This is a genomic window from Nonomuraea zeae, from assembly GCF_005889725.1.
GTDB lineage: Bacteria > Actinomycetota > Actinomycetes > Streptosporangiales > Streptosporangiaceae > Nonomuraea > Nonomuraea zeae.
On record NZ_VCKX01000660.1, the window covers coordinates 1 to 1,529 of the forward strand.

General features: G+C 67.0%; 1 protein-coding gene. It reads left to right on the top strand.

The annotated features are described in order from the left end of the window. The first annotated feature begins 199 nt into the window (after positions 1-199). A complete protein-coding gene (locus ETD85_RS62185; RefSeq protein ID WP_138699079.1) occupies positions 200-1,516 on the top strand; it encodes an IS4 family transposase in 1,317 nt (438 codons plus the stop codon). The last annotated feature ends 13 nt before the right edge of the window (positions 1,517-1,529 follow it).

Consider the following 1,529-nt stretch of genomic DNA (forward strand, 5'->3'; position numbering starts at 1 on the left):
CAATGCCGGTTAGTTAGGGCTGGGTCTGGATCTGCGAGGCCCTTGGTGATCAAGACATGAGAACGGAGATCCGGTAGAACGGGTGATCTTCCCAAACCATCCGTCGTCCACTGGATCTCCGTTGAGTGCTGAGTCTGTCAGGTCGCAGCTGGCCTGCGCTATTGCTGTGGTGAATCGTCAGGTCCGAACAGCCTCGGGAGTGTTCGCGCCCGGCCATTTGGGTGAGCTGACGCAGTTGGTGCCGTTCGAGATGGTCGATGAGGTGCTGGCCGAGGCGGGTGGCCGTGAGCGGCGGTTACGTGATTTGCCGTCGCGGGTGGTGGTGTATCTGCTGCTGGCGGCGGGCTTGTTCGCAGAACTGGGGTATCGGCAGGTGTGGGCCCGGCTGGTGTCGGGGCTGGCCGAGCCCGGTCCGGTGCCGTCCTCATCAGCATTGGTCCAGGCCCGGCGCAGGGTCGGGGTGGCGCCGTTGAAGGCACTGTTCGAGCTGCTGGCCGGGCCCCCGGCAGGAGCCGCGCGGTGGCGGGGTCTTTTGGTGTGTGCGCTGGATGGCACCACGCTGGCGGTGCCCGACAGCGAAGCCAACCTGGCCCGCTACGGTCATCAGTCCGGTTCGCACGGCGGGTCGGGTTACCCGCTGGTCCGCTTGGTGGCGGTGGTGGCCTGCGGCACTCGCGCCCTGCTCGCCGTGAGGTTCGGGCCGTTCAAGACCGGCGAGACCAGCTACGCGCCCAAGGTGTTCGGCTGCCTGCGCTCTGGCATGCTCCTGCTCGGTGATCGCAACTTCGCCGTGCGTGACCTGGTCACCGCCATCGCCGCCACTGGCGCGGACCTGCTGATCCGCTGCAAGAACAGCCGCCCGATGCCTCGGCTGGCATCATTGCCGGACGGGTCGTTCCTTTCCACCCTGGGCGGCGTCACGGTCAGGGTGATCGACGCGGAGATCACGGTGACCTTGTCCGGCACCAGCCGCCGCTCGGGCCGCTACCGGCTGATCACCACACTGACCGACCACCACCGCTACCCCGCCCGGGACCTCGTCACCCTCTATCACCACAGATGGGAGATCGAAACGACATACCTGGAGCTCAAGTCCACCACCCTGGGCGGACGGGTCCTGCGCGCACGCACGCCCCAGGGCATCGATCAGGAGATCTACGCACTGCTGACCGCCTACCAGGCGCTCCGGCTGGCGATGGCCGATGCCACCTCGGCTCCAACGGCCCTATCAGCTGACCAGGCCAGCTTCACCATCGCCCTGCACACCGCCCGCGACCAGATCATCCACGCGGCCGGCATCATCGCCGACAGCGTGGTCGACCTCATCGGCACGATCGGCCGAGCCGTCCTGGCTGATCCACTGCCACCCCGCCGTGTCCGGGTCAGCCCCCGCATCGTCAAACGCGCCATCTCCAAGCACCGAGCCAAGGGTCAAGCCGACCGAACCAACCACCGAGCGGCCATCGCCATCGCCGTCCTCTCCGGCCCCGAATTGACAACCGCCCAGGCGCCCTAACTAACCGGCATTG